A 26,070-nucleotide genomic window follows, 5' to 3' on the forward strand; every position below is an offset into this window, starting at 1 on the left:
CGTCTATGCCTCCTCGTTCTCGTAGATACCCCGGGCGGTGTACGCGGGCGTGTCCTCGGCGTCGATGCCGGGCGCCAGGAACGGGCCGCGATCGCAGTCGGCAGGTAGGGGCTCGCCGTCGTATTTCTCGATTTCGATGAGCAGGCTGTTGTACCCGTCCACCTGGGGAAAGTAGTTCGATTGCTGCCCGTCGGAGAGCATCTGCTCGCTTCCGCCGCGATCGACGATGCGGTCGGGGTCGCTCTCGTCGAGCAGCGTCCGCACGCCGTGAGGGATGGCTGCCGTGCCCGGCATCATGCCGTGCAAGGGCTGGGCGCGGCGAAGCATGCGACCGAACTCGTTGAAGCACGCCACCGCGTCGCCGGCCTCGATGCCGCGCTCCTCGGCGTCCTGGGCGTTCATGAACACCGGGTTGGCGAACGCCTCCTGCGTCCACGCCATGTTGTCGTAGCACGTGTGCGCACGGCGCATGTAGTGGGGCGTGTACGCCTGCAGCGGATAGGGGGCCTTCACCTTGGCATCCCAGTCGGCAAACGTCTCCTGGTAGCCGCGGTTCGGCACGAAGTAGTTCGCATAGGGCTTGATGGGCTCGGGGTTGAGACCCACTCGGTTCACGTTGTCGGCTTTGAACTGGCAGTATATTTCCAGCTTGCCCGAACGGGACGGACGCGGCCATGCGGGGTCGGCAACCGTCACCGACGTGCCGTCCTCGCCGATGCCCAGCTTGTCGTCGCGGTAGCCCACGTAGTTGCGCCGGTCGTCGGCGGAGCGCTCGACCACGTAGGAGCCCCGCGCCATGAACTCGTCGAAACCCACCTTGCCCTCCTGCTCCGGGTAGTTCGCGCCGTGCTTCTCGTTGTCGGCGGCCGTCCAGGCGATCACCGGTTCCCAGCGCGACAGGTCGCTCGAAAGCTCGCGCATCCCCAGGAAGTAGCCGAGCCACTGGTCGTAGTTGCTCTTGGGATACGCCTCGTCGGGGTCGAAACCCATGCGCTCGATGATGTCGCGGCAGATGCGCTTCTCCTCACGCGCTTCGTACATCGGCTTCACGAGCGGGCGCCACGCCAGAAGCGCGTCCTTGCGCTGCTTCTGACCGTTGCCGTCGCCGAAGGGGCTCGGCCAGCACAGCTCGCCCCAGGCCTCGTCGTCGTTGCCCTCCCAGTGCGTGGCCACCGGCAGGATGATGTCGGCGAACTGCGCGGTCAGCGAGAACTTGATCTCGAGCGAGATGCACGTGTCCGCGGCGCGCATCACCTCGATGGCCGTGGGCAGGTTGCCGCGCGTCTGCATGAAGTTGGAGTTCGTCTGGAACAAGAGACGCGGGTTGACAGGCATCTCGCGCGCCTCGTGGTAGGTGGGCGTGTTGGCGCGCAGCTTGGCGGGATCGTCGCCCGATCCCAGGTCGTAGGGCCCGACCGACGTGGAGAGGTAGCGGCCTTCCGCAAGCGAGCTCCACCACGAGTTGCCCTCGATGCAGCGGTTCGGCCCGGTAGCGCCCGGAGAACCCACGAGGTTGTCGATATAGCCGTAGTCGCCGCCTGCATGCTGGATGAGACGGTAACCCGAATCTCCCGCGTCCCACGTGTAGATGGCGGCCGAGCCGTGCCCCGACTTGCCGTAGTGGCCGCCCAGGGCCGACACGGTCATGAACGCCTGCGGCAGGTTCTCGGCGCCCAGGTAGCGGGACGCCGCGTAGCTGTGGAAGAAGATCACCTTGTTGTTCTTGCCGGCCAGCTCCGCGTACCACGCGATGTCCTCCACCGGCGTGCCGCATATCTCGCTCGCCCACTCCGGCGTCTTCGGCTGGCCGTCGTAGGCGCCCAGGACGTAGTCGCGGTAGTTCTCGTCGTCGGCCGCATCGTCGGGCATGGTCTCGGGCGTGAAGCCCACCGTGCGCTCGTTCACGAAGTCCCAGTCGATGACGTCGCCGCGCTCGTCGTCCAAGCGGATCATCTCGTGGATCACGGCCAGCAAAAACGCCGTGTCGGTGCCGGGGCGCACGCGTATCCAGCGCGCACCCAGCTGCGCGGCGCTCACGTTGTAGCTGGGGCCCACGTACACGAACTCGGTGCCCGCGTCACGAGCGTTGTTCAGCCAGTACATGCTGGAATGCTGCGCCCACGCGGGGTTGCAGCCGTACAGCACGATGGTGTCGGCGTTCGGCAGGTCGTACTTGTCGGGGCCCATCATGAGGTCGGGATGGTCGCCGTGCGAGTACAGGCCCAGCGCCTCGGTTTGAAACGCCCAGCAGCCGAACGACTCGGTCTCGGTGTTGTACACCGCCCCGCCGATGACGGGGAACATGGCCGAAGCGGGGGCCCAACGCCAGCCATTGCAGATGACGGCGTCCTGGCCGTATTCCGCATACACGCGCTTGAGCTCGTCGGTCACGTAGTCGAGCGCCTCGTCCCAGCCGATACGCTCCCACTCGTCCTTGCCGCGCAGCTCGCCGTGGGTGCCCTCGCCACCGCCGGGCTGCCAATGCTTGCGCTTCATGGGATACTTGATGCGATCGGCGTTGTACACCTGCTGGCGCAGGCTGCGGCCGCGCAGGCAGCCGCGCTGCTGCGGGCAGTCGAAGCGGTCCTCGCGAGCGTCGTCCGTCTTCTGCCGAACCACCACGCCGTCCACCACGTAGCCCATGTTCAGGCACATCTGGTTGCAGTTCTGGTGGCAGTGGATGGGGACCCACTCCCCCTCCCCGCCGATGACGCTCGCATCCGACGCGATGACCAGCGCGCCGTCGTCGTCCGCGAGGCGCGCTGGCGCCTCCGCGCTCGAGCAACCGGCGAGGCCGAGCGCCGCCGCGGCGGCCGTGGCTCCCGCGCTCGCCCGCAGGAAGCTGCGACGGCTCATGGTGCTGTGCAACAAACTCATCTTCGTCTCTCCTTTCCCCCTGCCGGCACCTCGCGCCGGCCTTGCCCCCCATTGTGCGGTGGGGAAAAGGACAAAGCTAATACCTATAATGAGTAGTTCCGTATGCTTGCTAGGCATGCAGTGGGAAGCGCATCGAGATGACGCGCATCACGAAACCTCCATTTGACTTGGAGCGCGCTCCAGGGGGCACACTGGGATGCGACATGACGATCGACGCATCGCACCGAACGAGAGGAAGCACCATGGGAAAGAACGTCTTGGTCGTATCCGCCAGCCTCAGACCCTCCAGCAACTCGCACGTCCTCGCGCTCGCCTTCGCCGAAGGGGCGCGCGAGGCGGGGCACGACGTGGAGACGGTGAGCCTGCGCGGCAAGCGCATCGGCTTCTGCCGCGGATGCCTCGCCTGCCAGGCGGGCGCGGCGTGCCCGCTCGACGACGACGCGCCGGCCATCGTGGAGCGCATCGTCGCGGCCGACGCCATCGCGCTGGCCACGCCCATCTACTTCTTCGAGATGGCGGGCCAGCTGAAGACCCTGCTCGACCGCAGCAACCCGGCCTACGCCGCCAGTCCCGCGTTTCGCGACGTGTACCTGCTGGCCACAGCGGCCGACGAGGACGAGCACGCCTTCGACGGCGCGGTCAAGGGCGTGCAGGGTTGGGTCGACTGCTTCGAGCAGGCGCGGCTCGTGGGCGTGGTGACCGCCGCGGGTGTCGATGCGCCGGGCGCGGTCGAGAGCCGGCTGCACGTCGTCAACCGCGCGCGCCTCATGGGATGCGGCGTGTAGGGGCCGGGTGCCCCTCGCCCGCCCCTGGCCCCTCGGCCCCGTCATGCTTTCGGGGCATGAAAAACCTTCCACTATAAGCATTGGCCCTTTCCCCGCCGCCCGGGTACCGTGGTGTCAGGACGAGCGGGCCGAACACGACAAGCAGGAGGATCGCCATGCAAATCGCCGAAGTCGCGAAACGATACGACGTCTCGGTCGACACCATCCGCTACTACGAGCGCATCGGGCTCATCCCCCACGTCACGCGCCTGCCGAACGGCATCCGCGACTTCGCCGAATACGATTGCGGCTGGGTGGAGTTCATCCGCTGCATGCGCGAGTCGGGCGTGCAGATCGAAGCCCTCGTCGAGTACGTGACGCTGTTCCAGGAAGGCGAGCACACCGCCGCCGCGCGTCTCGAGATACTCGTCGAGCAGCGCGAGAAGCTGGCTGCGAAGCTCGAGGAGATGAGGGCCACCGTGCAGCGCCTCGACGGCAAGATCGCCAGCTACCGGGCCGGCGGGAAATGCTCCGAGACCGGCGACGAATGGCTGCGCAAAGAATAGAGATACGCACCGCATCTCCTCCTCTCTGAGAAAAGCACCGGATGGCACTTTTTCACTGCCCTTGCGATGCCGCCCTGAAGCGAAGGAGAGCATGCATCGAATCTGGCCCGTACTGCACAAAAACCACCGTCGTGCGAGACTTCCCCGACGTCCTCATCGCACGGCTCCGCTTACCGCAGGGAAAACACCAGGTCGGGGAAAAGGATATTTCCCAAATACGCTCTGCGTCCATCATGGCGGGGTGCACGAGGCCTACAGGTTTCGCACGTCGAGGTTTTTTGTGCACTGAGGCTCGAAATACGTGTAAAAGACGTCCGTCGGATCCCCGCCGACCGGCATACGTGGAAGAAGCCGAGGCGGTGCACCTCGCCTGTTCGACCCTTCGCGCTTCTCCCCTCCCTCCGGTGCGAAGCGAACGCGTGCCGGCGAAGACATTCGTGCTTCGCCGGCACGCTCGCCATCACTCCTGGCCCGCGCATTCCTCCTGCAAGCAGGCCAAAAACGCCTCGGCGGCCTTCGAGAGGCGGCGGTGCTTCTTCCAGACGACGTCGATGTTCGACGAGAGCGGCGGGTCGAGCGGGCGGAAGCTCACCGGGCCGCCAGGGGCCGTCTTCACCAGCCCATCGTAGCAGATGGCCGACCCGAGGCCTTCCTCCACCATGAGCGCCCCGTTGAACACGAGGTTGTACGTGGCCACCACGTCCCAGGAATCGAACGCCTCGCCCGCCCACGCCTGCATGACGCCCGCTTTGAGCGCCTGGCGCGAGCAGATGACCGGACGCGCGGCCAAATCGGCCGGCCGCACGGCGGAAAGGTCGGCCAAGGGGGAATCCGCGCGCATGAGCACGCCCCAGGTGTCGAGCATGGGCAGCGGGCACGACAGGCAGTCGGGGCGGCTCACGGCCTCGAATTCCACCATGAAGTCGAGCAACCCTTCGTTGAAGCGGTCTATCAAGTCGGCGCTCGTGCCGCTGAACAGGTGGAAGTGGATGCCGGGGTGCTCGTCGCGCGCCCGTTTCGCCGCGCGCAGGATGATGCGCATGGCGTCCGACTCGCCGCAGCCGATATACACGTCGCCGGCTACGGCGCGCTCGGGCTGGGCCAGCTCGGCCTCGGCCTTGTCGGCCAGCTCCACGATGGCTTCGGCGTACTCGCGCAGGCGCACGCCCTCGTCGGTGAGCACGATGCGCTTGGCCCCGCGCTCGAACAGCTGCTTGCCGAACCCCTTCTCCAAGTCGGCCAGCTGGCGCGACAGGGTGGGCTGCGTCACGTGCAGCGCTTTCGCCGCATTCGAGACGGTGCCCTCCTGCGCGAGGGCGAGGAAGTACCTGAGCGTCCGAAGCTCCACGACGGCCTCCGTTTCGGTATACCCGATAGGCATATGCAGGCTTTCATTATAAGCATTGGCTATCTTATCACGCCCGCAGTACGGTGGAGGAGGAAACCAAGGACCGTCTGCTGGAGGATGCTATGAACACCGAAACCCCAACGAGCCCCGCACGCGCCACGCTCGTGGCAGCCCTGCTGGTCGCGCTCGCGTTCGCGCTCGGCTTCGCCGAGTTCGTGCTGATCGGCATCACGCCCGCCGTGGCCGAGGGGCTGGGCGAGCCGCTCACGCTCGTCGGCGACCTCGTGGGTTACTACGCGCTCGCCTGCGCCGTCGCCACGCCCGTCGTCGCGCTCGCCACGGCGCGCGCCGACCGCTTCAAGGTGATGGCGGCGCTGCTGGCGGTGTTCAGCGCCGGCAACCTGCTCACCCTGTTCGCCGGCGACTACGCGCTGCTGCTCGTCTCGCGCGTGCTGCCCGCAACCGCGTCGGGCACGCTTCTGGCGCTCGCGCTCACCTACGTGCCCGACATCGTGGCGAAGGAGCGCGTGGCCGCCGTGCTGGGGCTCGTGCTGGCCGGGTTCTCGGTGTCGAGCGTCATCGGCGTGCCCATCGGCACGGCGCTGGCCGGCCCGTTCGGCTGGAAGGCCGCCTACGCCTGCGTGTTCGCGCTCGGCCTGGCCGTGAGCGCCGCCCTGCTGCCGACGCTCACCCGCGGTTCCTCCGCGCGCGCCGCGAGCGCGACGCCCACCCTGCGCGCGCAGCTGCGCCTGCTCGGCGACGCGCGCGTGCTGGGCGCCGTCGCCATGATCCTCGCCGGCGCGGCGTCCACCTACGTGTTCTACACCTACCTCACCCCCGTCCTCGCCGACGTCGTCGGCCTCGACGCGGCGGGCGCGAGCCTCGTGCTGCTGCTGTTCGGCGCCGCATGCGTGGGCTCGAACCTGCTGTCGGGCTGGGTGGCGGGCCGTTTCGGGCTGCGTGCGCTACCCGTCGCTTTCGTCGCGCACGCGGCCTTGCTGGCCCTGCTGGCCGCGAGCCTGCCCGCCGGCGGCATAGGCATCGCGAACATCCTCGCGGTGGGCCTGCTCATGTACGTGATGAACTCCACCGTGCAGATGCTGTTCCAGGACGTCGCCCGCACCGACTACCCCAGCGCGCTCACGTTCTCCGCCTCGCTGCATCCCATGGCGTTCAACGCGGGCATCGCGCTGGGATCGTTCGCCGGCGGGCTCGTGGTGAACGCGGGAGGCCTGCTGGCCACCGGCCCCGTCGGAGCGCTGTTCGCCCTCGCGGCCGCCGCATCGGCCTCTGCGCTGGCCCGCAACGCGCAGCGCAGGGACGTCGCCGAAGGGCGCGCCCGCGAAGCCGCGGAGCTTTCCGGGGCCCGCTCGCGAGGTATTCGCGAGGAAACTCCCGCAAACGCGCTCGATAGGCTATCATAGACGCAGGTGATCGGCGCGCACCCTGTTTCCGCGCCGCGCACGATGCGCGCCAACCGCGCGCCGCGTCGTGCGAATCCCGTAATGATGCTTGGAGATGCGCTTTGAGTTCGACGTTTCAAGACCTCGGTTTGTCCGAGACGACCCTGTCCGCCGTCGCGCGGATGGGATTCACCGTACCCACCCCCGTGCAGGAGCAGGCCATCCCGCTGGTTCTCGAAGGTCGCGACGTCGTGGCCGCCGCGACCACCGGCACCGGCAAGACGGCGGCGTTCGCGCTGCCCCTGTTCGAGCGCATCGGGCGCGCCAAACGCCCCGGGTCGCCGCGGGCGCTCGTCGTGAGCCCCACGCGCGAGCTCGCGCAGCAGATCGACGCCGCCTGCCTGCAGCTGGCGAAGGCGTCGGGGCGCCGCATGCTCACCGTGGTGGGCGGCATGCCGTACAAGGGCCAGATCGCGAAGCTCGGCCGCGGCATCGACGTCCTCGTCGCCACGCCCGGGCGCCTCTACGACCTCATGGAGCGCGGCGACGTCAAGCTCGGCGACGTGGAGGTGCTCGTGCTGGACGAGGCCGACCGCATGCTGGACATGGGCTTCTGGCCCACCATGAAGAACATCGTGGCCGCCACGCCCTCCTCGCGCCAGACGCTGCTGTTCTCGGCGACGCTCGACCGCAAGGTCATGCAGAGCGTGGCCTCCATCCTGAAGGACCCCGCGTTCGTCGAGGTGTCCCACAAAGGCGAGACGGCCGACACCATCGACCAGTTCATCGTCCCCGTCGGCCCGATGAAGAAGCCGGAGCTGCTGCGCCTCGTGCTCCAACAGCGCGGCGACAAGCGCGTCATCGTGTTCACCGACACGAAGACCCGCGCCGAGATCTGCACCGGCCAGCTGAAGCGGGCCGGCTTCCGCGCAGACTCCATCCACTCCGACAAGACGCAGGTGCAGCGCAAGCGCGCGCTCGAGGGCTTCAGCAAGGGGACGATCGACGTCCTCGTGGCCACCGACGTGCTGGCCCGCGGCATCGACGTGTCGAACATCGAGTACGTGGTGAACTACGACCTGCCCGAGAGCCCCGAGGACTACGTGCACCGCATCGGCCGCACGGGGCGCGCCGGCGAGACCGGCTACGCCATCTCGTTCGTCAGCCCCGAGGCGAAGGCGCAGCTGCTCGACATCGAGAAGCTGCTGGGCGAGCACATCCCCACGCTGGACATCGACGGCTACGACGCGACGGAGGCGGAGAAGGCGCTCGCGGGCCAGTTCGTGCCCAAGACGACGGTGGGCAGCGCGGCGTTCTCGCGCTCCCTGCGCCGCAACGGCGCGGGCGGCTTCGGCAGAAGGCGCTAGCGGCAGGTCAGAACTCGACTAAACCGTACTCCATATCGGCGGGCTTGTAGGCGCTCACGAACTCCTCGGGCGTGAGCGCCGGCACCGGCGATTGCGCGAAGTCGCGCTTGTTGCGGGTGACGATCACGTCGACGCCGTTGCGCTTCGCCGCGCAGGCGATGAGGTCGTCCTCGTAATCGCCTTCGAATTCGCTGTGCGCGCGCAGGCAATCGGACGCCCCCACGTCGAGAATCTCGACCAAGCTCGCCAGGTTTCCGAACGCCTCCCGAGCGTCCTTGCGCGACATGAGCTTCCGCGCCGACAGCAGGTACACGATGCTGGGCGTCATGTTTGCCGTGATGCACAGCTCGAACTCGCGCACGATGGCAACGTCCATGGCCTCGAACGAAAAGGCGAAGTCCTCGGTTTTGCCCCAAATGTCGATGATGACGTTGACGTCGAACAGCACTTTCATGAGCGAACGCCCGGGCGGGTTTTCCATTCGAGATGATCGTGCCATGAGGTCGAAGCTTCGAAGCACGGCGATGCGGGCAAGATGCCTACCATGTCGCGCAGGGTCGAGCGCTTGCGCCCTACTGCCGCACGGCGGGCATCCTCGCTCGCCGGCTTGATGAATTCCGGAAGGCGCTGCTCCCTCTCCATGTACTCGTACAGCCCGCGAACCGCATCGGACACGGACACGCCTTCGCGCTTGAGCACCTGAGCACCGCGATCCTTCAAGTCTTCGGGCAAACGTACGTTCAAAGTTGCCGTAGCCGCCATTGCCTCACCGCCTTCCCCGCATTGGATTTCCTCTAGTCTACCAAAGTGCATTACGTAATGCAATTCTGGCTAGTGAGGAAACTCCCGCACCGCGCGCCGACCAGCGCGAGGGGCGTCGGGATCCGAAGTTTCGGGCAGGTACCCCTCGTTCGCGAACGCTTGCGGCAGATCCCGGACGGTCACCTCGAATTCGACGTTGCCGAGCGTCAAGGGCTCCGCCTGCTCCGCGACGACCACCTCGTCGACCAGTGCCGGGAGCGGCACCTCGCACGCCCCTACGCCATGGCCGCCAGGCGCTTGGCATGCCAGGCGCCGAACACGTTGAACAGCACGTGGAACAGGGCGGTCACGCCGATGGCCAGGATGGTGAACAGCACGGCCTTGCCGAAGGTGAACGGCTGGATGCCGAACAGCCCGTGCAGCACCGTGGCCCCGAGCGCCGTGCCTCCCACCACCACGACGAGCAGCGCCGCGCGGATGGGCGTGAACGGGATGGACAGCCGCACGATCAGCAGCGCGCCGATCCATGCCGTGAGCAGCACGCACATCGTGGACACGTGCGCGTAGTCGAGGTGCAGGAACTCGTAGCCCACCACGTTCACGACGAGGATCGTGAGCACCGCGCAGATGGCGCCGGGAATCGATTTGACGATGACGTTCTCGAGGAAGCGCCCCCGGATGCGGTCCTTGTTGGGCTCGAGCGCCAGCACGAACGACGGCAGCCCGATGGTGAACGCGCTGATGAGCGTCATCTGGATGGGCTGGAACGGGTACTGCCACGGCAGCAGGATGAACAGCACCGCCAGCGTCATGGACAACAGCGTCTTCACGAGGAACAGCGACGCCGAGCGCTGCAGGTTGTTGATGGAGCGCCGTCCCTCGGCCACCACCTTCGGCATGGCCGCGAAATCGTTGTCCACGAGCACGAGCTGCGCCACGTTGCGCGCCGCGTCCGAGCCGGCCGCCATGGCCACGCTGCAGTCGGCCTGCTTGAGCGCGAGCGTGTCGTTCACGCCGTCGCCCGTCATGGCCACGATGTGCTTCTTGGCCTGGAGGGCCACGACGAACGCCTTCTTCTGCTCGGGCTTCACGCGGCCGAGCACGCTGTAGCGCTCGATGGCGTCGGCGATGGCGTCGTCGTCGGCCAGCGTGGTGGCGTCGACGTAGGCCTCGGCATGCGGCACGCCCACCTTGAGCGCGATGCCCGACACGGTGCGCGGATCGTCGCCCGAGATCACCTTGAGGTCGACGCCCTGCTCCTTGAAGTACGCGATGGTCTGGGCGGCCGTCGCGCGGATCTGGTCGTGGATGGCGACGAATCCGAGCGGCTCGGGCGCGCCCACGATGTTGCCGTCCGCGTCGAAGCCGTCCACCCGCGCCAGCAGCAGCACGCGCGCGTCGGCGGCCAGCTCGTCCTGCTGGTCGGCCACCGCCGCGAACCCGTCCCCCAGCACGAACTGCCCCGCGCCCATCACGTAGCACGCCCCGTTCGCGAACGCGGCGCCCGACCACTTCTTGTCGGACGAGAACGGCACCATGCGCGCAGGCCGCAGCGCCTCGACGCCGCTGTTCGCGTAGTGCTCGACGATGGCCAGCGCCGTGTCGTTCGGGTCGTCGTCGGCGCGCGCGATGGACGCGAACGCCGTGTCCACCACGGCCTGCTCCACGCCTGGCACGGGTTGGACGGCCGCCACCTCCATCTTGCCCGTGGTGATGGTGCCCGTCTTGTCGAGGCACAGCGTGTCCACGCGCGCGAGCGTCTCGATGCAGTAGAGCTGCTGCACGAGCACCTTCGACTTGGCCAGGCGCACCACGGCCACGGCCAGCACCGTGGACGTGAGCAGGATGAGCCCCTCGGGGATCATGCCCACGAGCGCGGCCACCGTGGACAGGATGGCGTCATTCAGCGCCACGTGCTCGCCGCTGAAGAACTGGCGCGCGAACAGCAGCGCCCCCAGCGGGAAGATGATGAAGCTGACGAACCTGATGATGCCGTTCAGGCTGTTCATGATCTCGGAGTTGGGGGCCTTGTGCTGCTTGGCTTCGGCGCTGATCTTGGCGGCGTAGTTCTCGGGCCCCACGTGGCGGACGCGCGCCCACACCGTGCCCGCGTTCACGAACGAGCCGCTCATCAGCTCGTCGCCCGCGCCCTTCTTCACGAGCTTGCTCTCGCCCGTGAGCAGGCTCTCGTTCACGTCGCACGCGCCCGAGACCACGGTGGAGTCGGCGGGGATCTGGTCGCCGCGGCCCAGCTCGATGACGTCGTCGCGCACGAGCTGGTCGAGGGGCAGCTCGACCTGGGCGCCGTCGCGCAGCACCGTGGCCTTCGAGCTGGCCACGATGGACAGGCGGTCGGTGGTGCGCTTCGAGCGGATCTCCTGCACGATGCCGATGCACGCGTTGCACACGATGACCACCATGAACAGCATGTTCTTGTACGATCCGGTGAACAGCACGAACACCGCGAGAACGGCGTTGATGGCGTTGAACAGCGTCAGCACGTTCTCGCGCACGATCTGGCGCACGGAGCGCGTCTTCACGCCCGCGTCGACGTTCACCTCGCCGCGGGCCACGCGCTCGGCGACCTCCGCCGCGCTCAGCCCGCGCACCTGTTGCTCTTCGGTCATGCTCGCTCCTCGTCCCGTCGCAGGGGGACGGCCGGGCCGCCCCCCGCTTGCTCAGTCTTTGATGTTCACGCCCAGCCGACGCGCGATGCCGGCCGCCTGGAACAGGTCCATCGAGCACCCGCGCAGCTCCCCCATCGCGTCCGACAGCACGATGTCGGCCAGCTGGCACGTGGACAGGTCCACGCCGTCCAGGCTGCACCGGAAGAAGCTCGTGCCCACGAACCGCACGTCGTCGAACTCGACGCGCCGCTGGCGCAGCTCGGCCAGGTCGGCGTGGGAGAAGTCGGTGGTGCCCACGCGCACGTCCTCCAGCTTCCCCTTCGCGAGCGACGCGTAGGCGAACGTGGAGTCGCGCACCTCCACGCGCGAGAGCACCGCCTCGAGGAAGTCGGCGCCCGTGAACTTGCACGAGGCGAACGTGCAGCGCGTGAAGTTCGCCTGCGAGAACGTGGAGTTGGAGAAGTCGCAGTTCGCGAACGCCACGTCGGCCACCATGGCCCGGTCGAAGTCGCACCCGACGAACGAGCACCCCTCCACGCGCGATTCGGCCAGCTCGAGAAGGGCGAAGTCGGCCTCCTCCGCGGAGTCGCCGCGCACGTGAACGTGCGACGCGCGCATATCGCCGCCGGAGCGCTCGATCCAGCGGGCGAGGTCTTCCACGTCCACGAGCTCGCCGGGGATGTCGGGACGCGCCGGCTGCGGGGGCCGGGGCGCGCGTGCGGGTTCGGTCATAAAGGTTCCTTTCCTGTTGCGACCCAGTATAGCGAAGCGGCTGCCCGCCCGATGCGCGGCCAGCGCGCTTCCATCGTTTACGAAGGGTTTATCTTCCGCCTTTATCCTTGCAACCATCGTACCCGACGGGCCGCACCGCGGCCCCGCCAGAAAGGAATCGCCATGGAAGTTTACGAGAACGCCCCCGTCACCTACGAGTACAAGACCGTCGCCGCGCCCGGCGAGCGCGAGGCCCTCTACCGCGACACGTACCGGAGCTTCGGCTGGATCGTCGAGCCCGGCAGCGCGTCGCCGACGGGGCCCGTCGCCGCTGCGAGCAGCGGCGAGCGCACGCTCAAGATGAAGCGCGACCGCCGCCTCGCGCAGCGCGAGCAGGTGACGGAGCTGCAGCGCCGATGCGAGGCCGCCCTGCGCGACATCGACAAGCTGGAGCGCTCGAAGAGCTCGAAGGCGCGCATCGCCGCCTTCACCCTCGGCGTCGTGGGATGCGCGTTCATGGCGCTGTCGGTGTTCAGCTACCTCGCCGGCAACCTCGTGGCCATGACGGTGTTCGCCGTGCCCGGGTTCCTGTGCTGGGCCGCGCCGTACTTCGTGCACCGCGAGCTGCTCGCGTCGAGCGAGCGCTCGCTGGCCCCGCGCATCGACGCCCAGTACGACATCGTGTACGGCACGAGCGAGCAGGCGGCGACCCTCCTGCGCTCCGCCTAGCATGCCCGCGCACGCATCCGGCGCCCTCGCGCGGGGCGTCCGGCGCTCGGACTTCATCCGGCTGTCGTTCGGCACGAACGCGGCAGCCGGCGCGCTTAAGCTGGCGCTCGGGCTGGCCGGCCTCTCGCCGCTCGTGCTGCTCAACGCCGCGTACAATGGCGTGCTCGCGGCGGCGCGCCTGGCCATGCTCGGGCACCGTCGCGCCATCGACGCGGATGCGGCCTCGGAGGCCGGCGCGCGGCGCCTGCAGCGCACGAGCAGCGTCGCGCTCATGGCGCTCGGGTGCACCTTCGTCGCGTTCAACGGCCTCATGCTGGCGCAGGACCGCGCGCTCAGCTTCGACTACAACGTGGCGCTCGGGTTCGCCACCTGCGCGTTCGCGAAGCTGGGGGTGGCCGTGTACGGCATCGTGCGCGAGCGGAAGAACCCCGACGGCGTCGTGTTCGCCTGCAAGCTGACGAACCTGGCCGACGGCATGGCGTCCATCGCGATCACGCAGGCGGCGCTGCTCGACATCACGGGCTCGCAGAACGTGCTGGCCAGCGGCTGCTTCGGCGCGGCCACGGGGGCGGCCGTCCTGGGCATCGGGCTGTGGCTGCGCGTCCGCGCGCGGCGCGGCGGGGCCTAGAGCGTCGGCAGCACCACCGAGAACGCGCTGCCGGCGCCCGGGGCGCTGACCACGCTGACGCGCCCGCCGTGCAGCTCGGCGACGCGCTTCACCAGCGCGAGGCCGATGCCGTTGCCCGGCGTCGCGCGCGAGGGATCGCCCTGGTAGAACCGCTCGAACGCGCGCTCGCGCACCGCGTCGTCCATGCCCGGCCCCTCGTCGCGCACCGTGAACGCCACGCTGCCGGGAAACGCGTGGAGCTCGACGCGCACGGTGCCGCCTGCAGGCGAGAACTTCGCCGCGTTGTCGAGGAGGTTCGTCCACGCGTGGTTCAGCAGGTCGGCGCTGCCGAGGTAGGTCGTCTCCTCCAGGTCCAGCTCGAGGGCGATGCCCTTCTCCACCCAGCGCGCCTCGAGCGCGAGCACGGCGCGGCGCACCTGCTCGGCCAGGTTCACGGGAGCGCGGTCGGCCACGATCTGCTGCGCGTCGGCCTTCGACAGCGCCAGCACGCTCGACGACAGCGACGCGAGCCGATCTGACTCCGCGATGATGGCGTCCAGGTAGCGCTCGCGCTCCCCGTCGGAGAGCCCCGGGCGCTTGAGCAGGCGCGCGAAGCCGGCGAGCGAGGCGATGGGCGTCTTGAACTCGTGCGAGAAGCTGTTGACGAAGTCGGTGCGCAGAAGCTCGATGCCCGCCAGCTCCGCGGCCGTGCGGTTCACGCTGTCGGCGAACGCGCGCACCTCCGACGGGTACCGCCCGCGGCCCAGGTCGATGCGCGCATCGAAATTCCCCGCCGCCACCTCGTTCAGCACGTCGGCGATGCGGTAGAGCGGCCACACGAACAGCCGCTGCATCATGACGATGACCGACGTGGCCACCACCGCGCAGATGAACAGCATCGCGGCCACGCCGAACGCGGCGCTGCTCACGACCGGCGACGACTGCAGGCCGCCCCTCACGACGACGAGGCTGACCGCCGTCATCAGCACGATGACGATGAGGAACACGTTCGCCACCAGCAGCACGAAGCCGCCGAGGTACGTGCGCAGCGGGCTCTTCGGCCGCCTCACGCGCTCCTCACCGCCCGGTAGCCGATGCCGCGCACGGTTTGTATCTGGAACTCGGGCCAGCCGTCGAAACGGGTGCGCAGGCGGTTGACGTGCACGTTCACCGTGGCGAAATCGCTGTCCGAGTCGAGGCCCCACACCTCGTCCATGAGCTGCAGCCGCGTGAACACCTGCCCCGGATACGCCAGCAGCTTGTACAGCAGGTAGAATTCCTTGGGCGGCAGCGTCACCGGCGGCTGGCCGGCGCGCGTCACGCTGAGAGCGTCGTAATCGCACACCACGTCGCCCATGACGATGCGGCGGTCGCTGACGATGCGCGCGCGGCGCATGAGCGCCTTGCAGCGCAGCACCATCTCCTCGGGATCGACCGGCTTCACGAGGTAGTCGTCGGTGCCCACGAGGAAGCCGCGGCGGATGTCGCGCGGATCCTCGCGCGCCGTCACCATGAGGACGGGCAGGTCGTATCCGCAGGTCCGCAGCGTGTCGGTAAGCTCGTAGCCGTCCATGCGCGGCATCATGACGTCCACCACCAGCACGTCGTAGCGGCACGCGTCGAGAGCGGCCAGGGCGGCCTCGCCGTCGAACACGGCGTCGGCCTCGTAGCCCTCCGCGCGCAGCACGGCGCAGAAGTACGCGTTCGTGTCGACGTCGTCCTCAACCACCAGCATCCGAACCATATCCGGCTTCCTTCCTCTCGATGCGCCCCGCGCATCCGGCGAGGGGGCGCCGCCCCCATGCTGCCACGCGAAGGTAAACCCAGGGTAAACGCAGGGCGCCGGGGAGCGGGGCGCGGGGTCGCCGGCGGGCGCGAGCGCGGGCGCGGCGGGGAGCGCCGGCGGCCCTAGAGCGCCAGCGCGAGCGCCATCGCGACGGCCAGCACGCCCACGGCGGCCAGCGGCGCGGCCCCGGCCGCGTAGGCGCGCAGCGGCTCCAGGCGGTAGTACAGCAGATAGCTTGCGAGGCTCGCCAGCAGCACGAGCACCACGAGCGCCCCCAGCGCGACGGCGACGGGCGCGGCCAGCGCCGAGGCGGCGTACGCCACGTTGAGCACCCCCAGCTCCAGCACCGCCCAGGCCGTGAACAGCAGCAGCTCGGTGGTAACCGGCCGCTTGAACAGCTTCACCGTGCCCGTCAGCAGCACGACGTACAGCGCGAGCCCGCAGCCGGCCATGCCGCCGAGGACCGCGGGCCGCGCCCCGGCCGGCAGCAGATCCGCCATGCCGACCGCGCACAGCGCCACGCCCGCGACGCCCAGCACGGCCGCGCCCACGATGCACGCGACCCCCGCGGCGAAGCGCGGCCCGCGCGGCCTCTCCCGGCGCGGGTCGAAGAACAGGCGCCACCAGACCAGGTACAGCGCCGTGCAGGCGGCGAGGGCAGCATGCCCCCCGACGAGGAGGGCGATCGGCGCGGCAAGTTCGGCTCCCAGCATGGCGCCCCCTTCGCCCTACCGCGCCAGCAGGCCCGCGGCGGCCAGCGCGTCCTCGATGCTGTCGCCCTCAGTGATGGCGCGCGCCACCCGGCAGGGGTTGCCGAACGCGATGGTGCGCGGCGGCACGTCCTTCGTCACCACGCTGCCCGACCCGATGACCGCGCCCTCGCCGATGGTCACGCCCGGGTTCACGGTGACGTTGCTGGCGATCCACACGTCGTCGCCCACGGTGATGGGCAGGTCGCGCTCCCACAGGTGCGACACGCCGTCGCCGTCGATGCGCATCGCGCGCTCGCGGCCCACGAGGGGGTGCAGCGGCGTGACGAACGAGCAGTTCGGCCCCACCCACACGTCGTCGCCGAACGTGATGGGCGCCCCGTCCAGGAACACGCAGTTGTAGTTGAAGAAGCAGCGCTTGCCCACGCGGATGTTGTATCCGTAGTCCACCTGGGCGCCCGTCGTGAGGGACGAGCGCTCGCCGAACGCGCCGAACAGGTCGCGCAGCAGCGCCTCGCGCGCCGCGTCGTCGAGGTCGGGGTCGGTGTTGTAGCGCCGCATGACGGCCACGGCGCGCTCGTGGTCGCGCATGAGCGAGGCGTCGGCGGCGTCGGTCCACGCGCCCGACGCCAGCTGCGCGCGCATGCGCTCGTTGTGGGCGTCGCGGCCGTTGCGGTCATCGTGTTCGGAGGCGCTCATGGGAGCATCACCATCCCTTCGTCTTCGCGGCCGATGCCGCGCGCGTGCGGGGTTTCGGGGCGGGCAGCTCGGGCAGCATGGCCGCCACGAGGCGCGCCACCTCGGTCGGGCTCTCGCTTTCCACGAGCAGCATGGGCTTCGCGCCCTCGTAGGGGATCGCCTCGGCGCGCAGCAGGCCGCGCGCCGCCGGCACGTCCTTCACGAGCAGGCGCTCGTCGTAGACGCCGCCGAACAGCTTCCCTTCGGCGTACAGCAGGTACTCGCCCATCATGGCGCGATGGGACACGCCCGGCACCTCGGCCAGCAGGTCGAGGACGTAGGCGAGGTAGTCTTTGCTCGTGGTCATGCGATTCCCTTCGTCGGCTCTGCGAGGCGCATGTGCAGCTGCGGAAACGGCCGGCCGGCGTCGTCGACGGGCGAGCGGCCCTCGACGCGGAAGCCCATGCGCTCGTAGAAGCCGCGGGCCTGCGGGTTCTGCTCGTTCACGTCGAGCGTCACCGCGCCCTCGTGCTCCATCGCGTGCTCCAGCAGCGCGCGCCCCACGCCGCGCCCGCGTGCCTCCGGCGCCACGAACAGCATCTCCACCTTGCCGTCCTGCGTGCCCGCGAACCCGCACGGCGCGCCGTCGGCGTACGCCACCGCCAGGGCGGCGACGCCCGCGAGGCCGGGCCCCACTTCGGGGCGCAGCCCCCCGATGTCGTCCTCGGTGAGGAAGTCGTGCGTCGCACGCACCGACCGCTCCCACACGTCGGCCAGGGCGGCCACCAGCTCGGGCGTCCTCTCGGCAGGCGTTTCGATATGCATAGGCGCTCCTTCCGCCCGTCCCCGGGCGACGTTTCACGATGCCCCATTCTACCCGATATGCGCGCGAAGGTGCGCCGTCGGCTTCGCCTCCGCCGCAGGGGCTCACGCGCCCCAAGCGCCGCCGGGGTCGTCGGGGGGCGGGTCGGCGGGCTCGGGGACGATCTCCTCGACGAACCAGCGCGGGTCCTCGTGGAACAGGAACGTGTGCGCATGGCCCACCAGCACGTCGTAGCGCACGCCCGAGCCGCCCACCTTGAGCGACGCGCACCGCCGCACGCCCAGGATGGCGCGCACGGGGAACCGCCGCCCATCGTGCCACACGACGGCGCGCGGCAGGATGCGCCCGTCCTCGAGGAACGTCGCCTCCACCTCCACGTACCGCTTCCGCCGCGCCGCTATGCCCCGCACCATGCTCGCTCGTCCCCCCCTCTTCATCCTGCCGATTCGCGCTCTTCACCCGACGCTTCGTCGGCGCCCGGCTCGATGGGGCGCACATCGAGAGCCCTGACAATCTCCCGACCGAAAACCCGTCGCACGGCTTCCCTGCCGCCCAAGAAACGACTGATGGGCGAAAACGGGACGGCCACTCGATGCCGGCGAACCTCCGAAAAATTGTCAGGACTCCCCTTTTGCGCCCCTTTCGGCCCGTCGCTGGACGACGCCGAAGGGTCCCGCGCGGCGGCAGCCGGAAGCGTCGCGGCTGGCGCCGGACGACCCCCTCGCGCGCCCTCGGCCCTAGAAGTACCCCACGGGGTGCACGACGTTCTCCTTCTTGACGTCGAGGTCGAGCAGGCTCTCGTCCAGCAGCTCGGCCCCGCGCTGGATGCAGGTGTTGCCGAAGCGGCGGCGCAGGCCGTCGATCGTCTCGTCGAGGTCCTCCAGCACGCGGCGATGCGCGTCGAAAGGCAGCTCGAGCTGCTGGGGCGCGGCACAAGGCTCGAGGTTCGACGCGCACACGTGCAGCCCGCGCAGGGGCCGCGACTCGTCGAGCGGCTCGTTGGCCGCGAGCAGGTCCCAGGCCGTGCGCGCGACGGTGCCGGTCACGTTCGTCGCGCGGCGCAGCGTCGTCTGGCGCGAGTAGCTGGTGAGGTCCTGCGCGCTGCGCACGCCGATGGACACGGTAGATGCGCGGAAGCGCGCCTCCCGCAGCCGCTGCGCCACCGACTCGGACAGCAGGTAGATGAGCGCCTTCGCGTCGGATGCGTTCACGATGTCATGCGGCGCGGTCAGGCCGTTGCCGAAGCTCTTCACCGTGCGGTCCACCTCGTTTCTCGCGGCGTCGTAGGGCTTCACGGGCGTCGCGTCCTCGCCGCGCGCGAACGCGCGCAGCACGAGCCCGATTTTGCCCAGGCGGCGGCGCAACAGCTCGGGCGAGGCGCACGCCAAGTCGCCGATGCAATCGATACCCGACGAGTGCAGCTTGGCGCGCGTGGCGGCGCCGACGTACAGAAGCTCGCTCACCGGGGCGTCCCACACCAGGCGGCGGTAGTTCTCCGGCGTGACGAACGTGACGGCGTCGGGCTTGCGGTAGTCGCTGCCGAACTTCGCGAATATCTTGTTCCACGACACGCCGATGGACACGGTGCAGCCCAGCTCGTCCTTCATGCGGCCGCTGATCTCGGCGGCCGCCTGCGCCGCGTCGCCGCCGGCCAGCCCCAGCGAGCCGGTGAGGTCGAGCCACGCCTCGTCGAGGCCGAAGGGCTCCACGAGGTCGGTGTACTGGTAGTAGATGCGGCGCGCCATGGCCGAATACGCCTGGTACACCTCGTAGCGCGGCGGCACCACCACGAGCCCCGGGCACTTCGCCCGCGCCTCCCACAGCGCCTCGCCCGTCTTGACGCCCGCCGCCTTCGCGCCCGCGCTCTTCGCCAGCACGATGCCGTGGCGCAGCTCCTCGTGGCCGCCCACCACGAGCGGCACGCCGCGCAGCTCCGGCCGCTCGGCCTGCTCCACGCTCGCGTAGAACGCGTTCATGTCCGAATGGAAGATCACGCGGTGCTCGTCGACGCCCTCCGGCGAGCCGATCGTGCGCCCGCCGAACGTCTCGGGGACGCCCCTCTCGCCTCCCTCGCCCTTCGCGCCCCTCTCGCTTGCTGCCTGCATGCGCGCCTCGCCGCCTTCCGCACCGCGTCCCGATCTTGTACGAGAACGCATGTTCGCACAAAATCGGACGGCGCGCAAGCGAACAGACCGTGGAGTTTCGGCGACGGAATACGTCTATTGATCAGGTGATATATAAGCGATGCACCCTACGAGCCGACCGGTGCGCGCACCTCGTGCGCCACGATGACGCGCGCCTCGCCGACCTCGACGCCGCCGTCGCGTAGCAGCGCGGCCAGGTCCTCGGCGGACGGGGCCGGCCCCGCTCCCGCGATCTCCACGGTGATGCCGTCGTCGGCCGTCTTCACGCTCAAGCTCTCGTAGCCCGACCCGTCCAGCCACTGGCGCACGGCCGCGTTCGCGGCGCGCTCGTCGGAGGCGCCCTGCGCAATCCTCTCGCTCGTCGCCGCAAGCGGCAGCGCCACCAGCAGCGTGCCCGCGATGGCCGTGGCGTACCACAGGCGGCGCGCCACCGCGCCCGCACGGTCGCGCCGGCCGAAGCCCATGAGGAAGAAGGCCAGGTTGCCGGCCAGCTGGATGGAGAAGAAGTTGACGAAGAACAGCAGCAGCGCCCCGCCCGCCATCGCGAGCGCCCCTTGCACGAGCGCGGCTCCCGCCACGCACAACGGCGGCACGATGGACACGGCCACCGCCACGCCCGGCAGCGTCTCGCCGACGTCGTCGCGCGCCGCCGCGAGCGCGCCCACGAAGCCGGACGCCACGGCCACCACGAGGTCCACGAGGCGCGGCGCCGTGCGCGACGTCGCCTCGACGTTGCCCGCCAGCGGCACCCCGGCCGGCAGCAGGGCCGTCACGAGGCACGCCACGAGCACCACGACGAGCGCGCCGCCCGCCGCCACGGCCAGCGCCCTGAGCGCCTGGCGGGGACGGCCGCGCGTGACGGCGAACGAGGTGCCCATGATGGGCATCATGAGCGGGGCGATGATCATGGCGCCGATGATGATGGCCGGCGAGGACGCCGCCACGCCGCCCGTGGCCACGACGGCCGACAGCACGATGCACAGGAAGAACGCGGACAGTTGCTTGAGCGGGTCGTCCACCACGGCGAACAGGCTGCGCTCCATGCCGGCGACGTACGCCTCGTCCACGCTGCCGCCGAGCAGCACGCGCGCGATCCGGTCCATGCTCCTCCCCTCGTGTCGACGTCTCGCACGATGGTACCCCGGCGCGCCCGGGCGCGGGCGAACCGGCACCGAACATGATCCCAACCGTTAGCGCGCCGTCATGCGCGTCCGCGGGCGCGTGCAGGCCCCGCGCCCGGGCGGCCCCGCCATGCGCTAGAATGGCCCCATGCAGACGGACACCTTGAAATACTCCGGGATCGTCTTCCTCGCCGGCGCCAGCTACGGCGCTCAAGCCACCACGGTGAAGATCACCTACGCCGCCGGCTTCACCTGGACCCAGGTGGTGGCGAGCCAGGCGCTGTTCGCCGCGCTGCTGTTCGCGGCGGCGCTGCTCGTGCAACGGGCGCGCGGCACGCGCCTCGTGGCGCTCTCCCCCAAGCAGGTGCTCGCCCTCGTAGGCCTCGGGCTGAACACGTGCATCGGCACCGTGCTGTACAACTACGCGCTCACCCTGCTGCCGGTTTCGGTGGCCATCACGCTGCTGTTCCAGTTCACGTGGATGGGCATCGTCGTCCAGCTCGTCGTCATGCGCCGCCGCCCGCGCGCGGCCGAGGCGGCGGCCGCCGTCGTCATCCTGGGCGGGACGCTCCTGGCCAGCAGGGTGTTCTCGAGCGACGTGGGAACGCTCGACCCCGTCGGGGTGGCGTGCGGGCTGCTCTCGGCCCTCAGCTGCACCTTCTTCATGTTCTTCTCGAGCCGCGTCGGGCGCGGTCTGCCGCCCATCCAGCGCGGGCTCGTCGTGTGCCTGGGCGCGTGCGCGCTGGGCTTTGCCCTCTGCCCCGACTACTTCGCCAGCGGCGCGCTGCAGGACGGCATCTGGAAGTACGGCCTGATCCTGGGGCTGTGCGCTCTGTTCGTCCCCGTGGTGCTGTTCGGCATCGCCACGCCGCATCTGACGCCGGGGCTGTCGGCCATCATGGCGTCCTCCGAGCTTCCCTGCGGCATCGCGCTGTCCACGCTCGTCATCGGCGAGCCGGTGGAGGCGCTCCAGATCGTCGGCATCGTCGGCATCCTCGCCGGCATCGTCATCTCGCAGCTTCCCCATCTGCGGGCGCGGGTCGAACCAGCGAGCGACGAGTCGGCACGTCCGGCTTAGCGCGCGTGAATCATCTCGCCGAACATCGCTCCACTTCATTGATTCGCATAAACACATTGCCCATAGTAATATAAGCTGTAATCTATCTATTGCCTAGCAACGATGGTTTGGCAACCTGATCATGGGCGCGTTGAAGGTAGCAATCCGCTCTCATTATCAAAAAGGGAGAACCATGAATAGCAAAGTCATCAGCGATATTCTTAAGCAAATGAGCCTTGGAGAAGGAAGAAACGAATCAGTATTTGGATCTGAATCGCAAGACGGTATTCTGCTTGATTTTCTAAAGGGCTTTTCTTTCTATGTCAGCTCGAACGAAAAATACCACTACAACGATAGCTATTTGAACCAAAAGATTCAACCATTCCTGAATTCGCTATTGGTATTGAAAAAGCGCGAAAACGAATACCGCGAGATTGCAGACCGCCTCATTGATTCCTATGTTCCAGAATCCACGCGTGCAGAGCTTTGGGTTTTGCTTCTTGATGATTTTTTCTATCTTTCGCCATTCAACAATGAGATCGACTACGTCTTCGACGATGGCAACGAACTATTCAAGGGTATAACTAATGGCTTAATCATCCAAAATGAGTTTCAATTCTCTTCATTCAGAAGAGACCGTGCAAGGATCGCCCTTCTGACGAGCCTCAACGGCGGATTGCTTAATGCAAAACGAGAGTGGCACGTAGACACGAGAATTTTGACAAGGGGAAATAATGACGAATAGTAAACTCTACGAAAAGATACGTTCGGAAGACAACATATTTGCAGCCATCTACGCCCTAAAGTCGTACGTATTCGAACCAGGATTACTCGACAAAGATGATCAGGCGCTTTTTGTTGCCCTCGACGATGTATTTGACAATGAAGTCATCAATACTTGCATGGACGCATGCAAAGCAGAACTAAAACGCGTATTGACAGAGGACAACGCTTTCTTCAAAGCATCCGTGTTTTTCAGAGCAAAGAAATACGATCCCGAAGAGGACCGCATTTTATTCAGGCCCATGCATACGGCTAGCCTCACTACTCAGATCTGCATTGCCAGCATTCTCAACTGTCTCATGTTCGGAAGAGAAGAAGACAATTCAACGAAAACTCTGTCGAGTTTAAGCACTCTTATCCCCCACTTTTTTTATGGCAACCTTCCAAGTACTCAACATGAAGCGATGTTCAAAAACTGGGTAGGTTGTTACCAGGATTTTACCGAAGCATGGCAAAGAAAGCTTGGCGAGTGCCTCGAGACAGGGGAATACAAGTACCAGGTCAAACTTGATATGAAGGACTTCTTCCCCTCCATAAATCCGGAATATGTACTGAATATGGTATCGACGCTAACGAAGCCTGAGTTCGATGATGAAGACTTTGAGATGCTCCAAATAGCGTTGAAGAAACTTCTCGTTCTTGAGATAGCGAAGATGAAGGAAAGCGAATGCAGCCACTACTACGGCCACGAAAGCAATACTGACACTTCCCAACACTTCACAAAAGGCATTCCTCAGGGTCTCCCCCAATCTTACTTTTTTGCAAACTTGGTAATGTCAAGGGTTGCGAAAAGATATGATGAAGCTTTTGGCGGTGTCACGTATTTCTACGTGGACGATTCTTATACATACACCTCGGAAGACTCTAATTTCAACAACACAATTGCAAAACTGAATGCGCAGCTAGCGAAAGACTTCTCGGGCCCCTTTTTATACGGCTTCAAAGAAGCCGAAAAACGCTTATTCGGAAAGTTCGAAAGCAATGTCTCAATACATACGAGCGGTAAAAGCACGCGGGACGAAATCGGGCTAACGATGAAGTCTGGAACAAACTACCTCCTCAATGTGTGCATGGACGCTTCGCGTGTTGGCATGGAGTTTCGCTCATCCCTAAACGAACTCAACGAAACAACGCTTTCCGCAAAGATTGAGGTCTGGCTCGAGGCGCTTACCGAAGAGCTGAAGCGTGTACAAAATCTCAACGAAGCCCAGCTTGACAACAAGGAAGAGACCTTAAAAATCTTAAAACGTTATGTCAGATTCTTCAAATATCGACTTCTCGTCATCGAGCAGCAGCATGATGCAAACTACGATGACAGTTTCACAGCACTGGAGAATGATATCGACACATTACTAGATGAGTCCGAATCCGAGAATTTCGTACAGAATATTATGGACAAGCTCGATGAAGACATTTTAATGGCGAGAGCTGGAAAGCTGCTTTCAGGCCCTGCCAACGAAGAAAGGAAGATCAGGCTTGAAGATCGCGTACGAAACCTAGAGCAGAGGCTTGCCCAAAAATCATCCATCCAGAACCTCTATATGAGCAAATGTATTTCTTTTCGCCAAGTCGCCGACCGAGAACGTAAGTACAAAACGCTACGCATCATCATGCAGCAAAGGCAACAAGGCATGACAAAAAACAGCCTCTACAAAACGATAGAGCTACTGCAGGAATATCTATCTGAATCGCATTCTCCCGAATATGTTCCCAGTTATGCCCAATTCCTCTACGATAGCGGATGTAAATATCGCCAAATGGTTATCAATGCAAATATCTCTACTATATTGAACGTCGAGCTCTCAGATTCGTTGTGTTTCTATAAAAAGAACGGGTTTATGCTACGGTATTATGAACTTCGTTTGCTCGCCTGGGTAAGAAACCCTTATTTCAAAGCCATAGAAAACCAAAAACTACTAGAAGTAGCGAACACGGCCAATATGGACCTTGGCAGCGAAAAAGTAGAGCTGAGCATCATGGAGGTACTTGACCTGTTCGTTCGGTTTGTACAACGACCAGAACTAGTTGACAACATTATCAAAACGCATCAATTTCTTGTTAGCATCTGGAGGAATGGGTCGAAATTTCTACATTTCTACACTCTTCACAACGAAGATCACTCGGTTGAGCTGATCCGAGCATGCATCGATATTGTTAAGACTATCGATTACATCCAATTAAAAACTTATGACTATTATATTCTTTTCCTCGCCTGTTATCTTCATGATGTCGCCATGGTTATATACCCGCACTGTCTGGACTTTGTACGAGAAGAAAAGGGAACGGACGCTTATTATACCGACGCGATTGATAAGTTAGAGGAGATACTCAGCGATCAAGAAGAAGGAGGAGGCTTTTCCGATATTAGCAAAGGTGAGTTTAAGCGGTTCATGGTTCTCTGCTATCAGAAAGTTGACGAGTTCTTCGAATCAGACATACGCGGCAATCACGGAGAAGAAAGCGCACGCCTGATCAAGGAATGCAAAGGCCTCGACTACTTGGAAGCTTCCGTGAGAATGCTCGTTGCCAACGTTTCCGAAGCGCACGTACTCGAGGCAGATGAAGTTTATCGGCGAAAATCGACCGCAACCCATGATCCGATCAGCCTGAAAAAACTCATGATTGTCCTCCGCCTAGCCGATGTTCTGGATATCTCTAAAGAACGCGTGAGTAATCAATTCCTTAAACAAAATATCGGGCAAATGCCGCCTATATCGAAGTTTCACTGGATCAGCCATTCAGCGGTTTCTCGCTGCAAATTCTATGCGCAGTATCGATTAGACAAAAATGAAAGCTTATGTGAAAGCTTTTTGGACAAGAAAAGATTTCATGAAATCGTTTGCTTAGAGATCGGACTGAATGTACGAAATCTAACCTCTCCATGCGCTCAGCCAACTTGCAACGATTACCGAGCCACATTTGATTCCGAAAGAGATGAGATCGTTATCACTCCGAGCAAGAGCGAGGACAGTCTTTGCGATTGCTGCATGCTTCCCTGCAAATGGATGAAGGATAAAAACAATTACCTGTTCGATGAAATCCTAGAATTGAAAGACTATTTGAAGAGGGACGGAAACAACAACCTATTTCAAACAGACTTTAAGATAACTCTTAAGTTCGACAGCAAGCAGCCACTTGATGCGGAATCGCTTGACGTAGTCTTGGCCCACTTGAGATTGCCTTAGTTCCTCTTGACAGAAGAGCAGG

Annotated in this window: 24 protein-coding genes; 9 read left to right on the plus strand and 15 right to left on the minus strand. The window is 65.5% G+C overall.

The features are described 5' to 3' along the window. Positions 1 to 3 precede the first annotated feature (3 nt). A complete protein-coding gene (locus H8S61_RS14595) occupies positions 4 to 2,877 on the minus strand; it encodes a molybdopterin-containing oxidoreductase family protein (RefSeq protein WP_186939485.1) in 2,874 nt (957 codons plus the stop codon). Between the two features lie 242 nt (positions 2,878 to 3,119). Between H8S61_RS14595 and H8S61_RS14600 the strand changes: the two genes are divergently transcribed. Both H8S61_RS14600 and H8S61_RS14605 read left to right on the plus strand, forming a co-directional pair. Beyond that, a complete protein-coding gene (locus tag H8S61_RS14600) occupies positions 3,120 to 3,662 on the plus strand; it encodes a flavodoxin family protein (RefSeq protein WP_186939486.1) in 543 nt (180 codons plus the stop codon). A 155-nt stretch (positions 3,663 to 3,817) separates the two neighbouring features. Beyond that, a complete protein-coding gene (locus tag H8S61_RS14605; RefSeq protein WP_160943192.1) occupies positions 3,818 to 4,207 on the plus strand; it encodes a MerR family transcriptional regulator in 390 nt (129 codons plus the stop codon). A 460-nt stretch (positions 4,208 to 4,667) separates the two neighbouring features. Here H8S61_RS14605 and H8S61_RS14610 read toward each other — a convergent pair whose 3' ends face one another. Next, positions 4,668 to 5,588: a LysR family transcriptional regulator gene (locus H8S61_RS14610; RefSeq protein ID WP_222617733.1), complete on the minus strand. Its 921-nt coding sequence runs from the start codon at positions 5,586 to 5,588 to the stop codon at positions 4,668 to 4,670. 89 nt (positions 5,589 to 5,677) lie between these two features. Between H8S61_RS14610 and H8S61_RS14615 the strand changes: the two genes are divergently transcribed. Continuing rightward, positions 5,678 to 6,979, plus strand: a complete 1,302-nt coding sequence (locus H8S61_RS14615; protein WP_186939487.1) for an MFS transporter — start codon at positions 5,678 to 5,680, stop codon at positions 6,977 to 6,979. A gap of 128 nt (positions 6,980 to 7,107) precedes the next feature. Then, entirely contained in the window at positions 7,108 to 8,325 is a 1,218-nt protein-coding gene (locus tag H8S61_RS14620; RefSeq protein WP_255466639.1) for a DEAD/DEAH box helicase, read from the plus strand. 7 nt (positions 8,326 to 8,332) lie between these two features. On the opposite strand, the gene H8S61_RS14625 is transcribed toward H8S61_RS14620, so the two are convergent. The 4 genes from H8S61_RS14625 to H8S61_RS14640 form a co-directional block, all read right to left on the minus strand. After that, the gene (locus H8S61_RS14625) at positions 8,333 to 8,779 is read right to left on the minus strand and encodes a type II toxin-antitoxin system VapC family toxin (RefSeq protein ID WP_160943190.1); all 447 of its coding nucleotides are present in this window, start codon (positions 8,777 to 8,779) and stop codon (positions 8,333 to 8,335) included. Further along, the gene (locus H8S61_RS14630; RefSeq protein ID WP_186939489.1) at positions 8,776 to 9,087 is read right to left on the minus strand and encodes a type II toxin-antitoxin system RelB/DinJ family antitoxin; all 312 of its coding nucleotides are present in this window, start codon (positions 9,085 to 9,087) and stop codon (positions 8,776 to 8,778) included. Before H8S61_RS14630 ends, H8S61_RS14625 begins: the two co-directional genes overlap by 4 nt. 275 nt (positions 9,088 to 9,362) lie before the next feature. Continuing rightward, the gene (locus tag H8S61_RS14635; RefSeq protein ID WP_186939490.1) at positions 9,363 to 11,714 is read right to left on the minus strand and encodes an HAD-IC family P-type ATPase; all 2,352 of its coding nucleotides are present in this window, start codon (positions 11,712 to 11,714) and stop codon (positions 9,363 to 9,365) included. Positions 11,715 to 11,765: 51 nt separating this feature from the next. Beyond that, positions 11,766 to 12,446, minus strand: a complete 681-nt coding sequence (locus tag H8S61_RS14640; protein ID WP_160943186.1) for a pentapeptide repeat-containing protein — start codon at positions 12,444 to 12,446, stop codon at positions 11,766 to 11,768. A 162-nt stretch (positions 12,447 to 12,608) separates the two neighbouring features. Here H8S61_RS14640 and H8S61_RS14645 point away from each other — a divergent pair, with 162 nt between their 5' ends. Both H8S61_RS14645 and H8S61_RS14650 read left to right on the plus strand, forming a co-directional pair. Next, on the plus strand, positions 12,609 to 13,154 hold the full coding sequence (locus tag H8S61_RS14645) for a hypothetical protein (protein ID WP_160943185.1): 546 nt from the start codon (positions 12,609 to 12,611) through the stop codon (positions 13,152 to 13,154). A gap of 1 nt (position 13,155) precedes the next feature. Further along, a complete protein-coding gene (locus H8S61_RS14650; protein WP_186939491.1) occupies positions 13,156 to 13,782 on the plus strand; it encodes a hypothetical protein in 627 nt (208 codons plus the stop codon). On the opposite strand, the gene H8S61_RS14655 is transcribed toward H8S61_RS14650, so the two are convergent. From H8S61_RS14655 to H8S61_RS14695, 9 genes are all read right to left on the minus strand, one after another. Further along, on the minus strand, positions 13,779 to 14,831 hold the full coding sequence (locus tag H8S61_RS14655) for a HAMP domain-containing sensor histidine kinase (RefSeq protein WP_186939492.1): 1,053 nt from the start codon (positions 14,829 to 14,831) through the stop codon (positions 13,779 to 13,781). The two genes, H8S61_RS14650 and H8S61_RS14655, sit on opposite strands and share 4 nt — an antisense overlap. Then, a complete protein-coding gene (locus H8S61_RS14660; protein WP_186939493.1) occupies positions 14,828 to 15,505 on the minus strand; it encodes a response regulator transcription factor in 678 nt (225 codons plus the stop codon). The genes H8S61_RS14655 and H8S61_RS14660 overlap by 4 nt, the downstream gene beginning before the upstream one ends. 164 nt (positions 15,506 to 15,669) lie before the next feature. Further along, positions 15,670 to 16,260, minus strand: coding sequence for a hypothetical protein (locus H8S61_RS14665; protein WP_186939494.1), 591 nt, complete (start codon positions 16,258 to 16,260; stop codon positions 15,670 to 15,672). A 15-nt stretch (positions 16,261 to 16,275) separates the two neighbouring features. Beyond that, entirely contained in the window at positions 16,276 to 16,956 is a 681-nt protein-coding gene (locus H8S61_RS17785) for a sugar O-acetyltransferase (RefSeq protein WP_366458523.1), read from the minus strand. Positions 16,957 to 16,963: 7 nt separating this feature from the next. After that, a complete protein-coding gene (locus H8S61_RS14675; RefSeq protein WP_160943180.1) occupies positions 16,964 to 17,302 on the minus strand; it encodes a TfoX/Sxy family protein in 339 nt (112 codons plus the stop codon). Continuing rightward, positions 17,299 to 17,760, minus strand: coding sequence for a GNAT family N-acetyltransferase (locus H8S61_RS14680; RefSeq protein ID WP_186939495.1), 462 nt, complete (start codon positions 17,758 to 17,760; stop codon positions 17,299 to 17,301). The genes H8S61_RS14675 and H8S61_RS14680 overlap by 4 nt, the downstream gene beginning before the upstream one ends. A 102-nt stretch (positions 17,761 to 17,862) precedes the next feature. Beyond that, positions 17,863 to 18,171, minus strand: a complete 309-nt coding sequence (locus H8S61_RS14685) for an outer dense fiber protein 1 (protein ID WP_186939496.1) — start codon at positions 18,169 to 18,171, stop codon at positions 17,863 to 17,865. A gap of 324 nt (positions 18,172 to 18,495) precedes the next feature. Further along, positions 18,496 to 19,863, minus strand: coding sequence for a Y-family DNA polymerase (locus tag H8S61_RS14690; protein WP_186939497.1), 1,368 nt, complete (start codon positions 19,861 to 19,863; stop codon positions 18,496 to 18,498). 146 nt (positions 19,864 to 20,009) lie between these two features. Next, positions 20,010 to 21,005 (minus strand): DUF389 domain-containing protein, encoded by a 996-nt coding sequence (locus H8S61_RS14695; protein ID WP_186939498.1) that lies wholly within the window; start codon positions 21,003 to 21,005, stop codon positions 20,010 to 20,012. Between the two features lie 166 nt (positions 21,006 to 21,171). On the opposite strand from H8S61_RS14695, the gene H8S61_RS14700 reads away from it, so the two are divergent. The 3 genes from H8S61_RS14700 (at position 21,172) to H8S61_RS14710 (ending at position 26,048) form a co-directional block, all read left to right on the plus strand. After that, positions 21,172 to 22,101, plus strand: a complete 930-nt coding sequence (locus H8S61_RS14700; RefSeq protein ID WP_186939499.1) for an EamA family transporter — start codon at positions 21,172 to 21,174, stop codon at positions 22,099 to 22,101. Positions 22,102 to 22,273: 172 nt separating this feature from the next. Beyond that, positions 22,274 to 22,825, plus strand: coding sequence for a hypothetical protein (locus H8S61_RS14705; protein WP_186939500.1), 552 nt, complete (start codon positions 22,274 to 22,276; stop codon positions 22,823 to 22,825). After that, complete coding sequence (locus H8S61_RS14710) at positions 22,815 to 26,048, plus strand: HD domain-containing protein (RefSeq protein WP_186939501.1); 3,234 nt, start codon at positions 22,815 to 22,817, stop codon at positions 26,046 to 26,048. The genes H8S61_RS14705 and H8S61_RS14710 overlap by 11 nt, the downstream gene beginning before the upstream one ends. Positions 26,049 to 26,070: the final 22 nt, after the last annotated feature.

It is taken from the genome of Eggerthella hominis (assembly GCF_014287365.1).
Classification (GTDB): domain Bacteria; phylum Actinomycetota; class Coriobacteriia; order Coriobacteriales; family Eggerthellaceae; genus Eggerthella; species Eggerthella guodeyinii.